Annotated in this window: 6 tRNA genes; all 6 read right to left on the bottom strand. The window is 42.7% G+C overall.

From position 1 onward, the window contains the following. Positions 1–236: 236 nt before the first annotated feature. The 6 genes from H5187_RS15485 to H5187_RS15510 all read right to left on the bottom strand — a co-directional run bounded on the left by H5187_RS15485 (position 237) and on the right by H5187_RS15510 (position 1145). A tRNA-Glu gene (locus tag H5187_RS15485) sits at positions 237–312 on the bottom strand. A 90-nt stretch (positions 313–402) separates the two neighbouring features. Then, positions 403–478 (bottom strand) — tRNA-Glu (locus H5187_RS15490). A 90-nt stretch (positions 479–568) separates the two neighbouring features. After that, positions 569–644: transfer RNA gene (locus H5187_RS15495), tRNA-Glu, on the bottom strand. A 90-nt stretch (positions 645–734) separates the two neighbouring features. Further along, a tRNA-Glu gene (locus H5187_RS15500) sits at positions 735–810 on the bottom strand. 145 nt (positions 811–955) lie between these two features. After that, positions 956–1031: transfer RNA gene (locus H5187_RS15505), tRNA-Glu, on the bottom strand. Between the two features lie 38 nt (positions 1032–1069). Continuing rightward, positions 1070–1145 (bottom strand) — tRNA-Ala (locus H5187_RS15510). Positions 1146–2095: the final 950 nt, after the last annotated feature.

A 2095-nucleotide genomic window follows, 5' to 3' on the forward strand; every position in this document is an offset into this window, starting at 1 on the left:
CCCCTGTTACCGCCGTGAAAGGGCGGTGTCCTAGGCCTCTAGACGATGGGGACACAGAATATGTGTCACTAGGACAACTGAATGGTTTAACTCGTTTCAGGCGAGCTGCTTAATAACACTGCACTTCCCTATTTAAAATAAGTAAGTGGCGTCCCCAAGAGATTAGTACTCTTGTTAACGTCGTGCATAGATAGTGCGGTGTCACACTGCTTTATACATTACTTAAAATAAGTAAGTGGCGTCCCCAAGGGGATTCGAACCCCTGTTACCGCCGTGAAAGGGCGGTGTCCTAGGCCTCTAGACGATGGGGACACAGAATATGTGTCACTAGGACGACTGAATAGTTTAACTCGTTTCAGGCGAGCTGCTTCATAACACTGCACTGACTATGAAAATAGTAAGTGGCGTCCCCAAGGGGATTCGAACCCCTGTTACCGCCGTGAAAGGGCGGTGTCCTAGGCCTCTAGACGATGGGGACACAGAATATGTGTCACTAGGACAACTGAATGGTTTAACTCGTTTCAGGCGAGCTGCTTAATAACACTGCACTGACTATGAAAATAGTAAGTGGCGTCCCCAAGGGGATTCGAACCCCTGTTACCGCCGTGAAAGGGCGGTGTCCTAGGCCTCTAGACGATGGGGACACATAAATGTGTCACTAGGACAACTGAATGGTTTAACTCGTTTCAGGCGAGCTATCTTAATAACACTACACCTACTATAGAAATAGTAAGTGGCGTCCCCAAGGGGATTCGAACCCCTGTTACCGCCGTGAAAGGGCGGTGTCCTAGGCCTCTAGACGATGGGGACACATAAATGTATCACTAGGACAATTGATTAGTTATGCTCACATCCTGAGCTGATTAAGGTAATTGCGATTAATACAAATTAAGACTCGAGCTTAATTTGTTCGCTATTTTCTCGGTTAACCCGCCTTTAACTTATAAAAGTTAAGTGGCGTCCCCAAGGGGATTCGAACCCCTGTTACCGCCGTGAAAGGGCGGTGTCCTAGGCCTCTAGACGATGGGGACACAGAAAACTGCTACCCTAGGACAAACACTTAATAAATTGGTGGAGCTATGCGGGATCGAACCGCAGACCTCTTCACTGCCAGCGAAGCGCTCTCCCAGCTGAGCTATAGCCCCAATTTATTTTGCTAAACACTTGCGCAGTTAAACCGTGCTGTGTATCGCTGAGTGCGGGGCGCATTCTATGCAGCCACCAAAATAATGTCAACATTTTTTTCAGTAACTTTCTTTAAACGGTTTAATTTTCAACAAACTGAATAATGAATAAACCGCGGCGCTCAAAATACATGCAAGGGAGCTGTTTCAAAACAAAAATTAGGACTGAAAGGCGCACAATCTAGATTAACTGAGGTGAAATATATTCTAAAACATCAAAACAATAAGGTATACATTTATATGCAAAATAAAGTCGGAGTCTTTTCTTGTTTTTCACAACAACGTTTTCATCACCAAGTAAAACGAATTTAAGATGAACATACTAGCAATTAACTGCAACGCCCCTACTCTATTGTCAGTTATTTATATGATCACAGAGGCTCCATTAGTTACAGTCGGTGTTTTATATCAATCGTATTTAACTAACGGTATTTGGATTTTTCAATGCGATTGACTATAACCTTCCTCCCTCATGATTAAAAAACAAATCCGCTTTTGACTAACAGGCACCACTAGCTATTAAAGTATTGCATTAAATAATGAGTAAATTGATTGCACATATAGATTGAATGTAAGTAAATTGGCTATAAAACAATCTCAATCTTACTTCATTGATTATAAAACCTGCATCTAAAACATTTTTCCTCATTCAAGTGTTGACACATTTACAACTCTATCTATAATAGCGCCCCACAACAACGCGGCAATGAGTTGTTGTTTAGATGTGGGTGATTAGCTCAGTTCTAAGAAAAGAGAGCATCACCGCTATTTACAAGTAACGGCGGGGTTCACTGGTTAAAGTCCAGTACTATTTATTTTAATAGTAGCGTTTTAATTTATATGTGGGTGATTAGCTCAGTTGGGAGAGCATCGCCCTTACAAGGCGAGGGTCACTGGTTCAAGTCCAGTAT

Source organism: Pseudoalteromonas sp. SG44-1, from assembly GCF_014164315.1.
Classification (GTDB): Bacteria; Pseudomonadota; Gammaproteobacteria; order Enterobacterales; family Alteromonadaceae; genus Pseudoalteromonas; species Pseudoalteromonas rhizosphaerae.